Here is a 249-nt window from a genome sequence, read left to right on the forward strand (position 1 = left end):
GGGATGCCGCGCTGGCCGCACTGGCCGAACCGGGACCGGCGGTGGGCTTCGACTTCTACGCCGTGCTAAATGACGCCACGCAGACCTGGATCAACAGCGACCTGGGCGCCCAGGTCAACGGCGTCATCAACACACTGTTCGGCTCGACGGTCATCGGCAACGGCATCGACGGCACCGAGGACAACCCCGACGGCGGCGACGGCGGCTGGCTGTTCGGCGACGGCGGCGCCGGCTGGAACAGCACCACCG

Annotated in this window: 1 protein-coding gene; it reads left to right on the top strand. The window is 69.5% G+C overall.

Annotation, left to right across the window (positions count from 1 at the left end):
• A partial coding sequence (locus ACAG20_RS21100; RefSeq protein ID WP_370494009.1) for a PGRS repeat-containing protein occupies nucleotides 1–249 on the top strand: 249 nt, incomplete at both ends.

It is taken from the genome of Mycobacterium sp. pW045 (assembly GCF_041287085.1).
GTDB lineage: Bacteria > Actinomycetota > Actinomycetes > Mycobacteriales > Mycobacteriaceae > Mycobacterium > Mycobacterium algericum_A.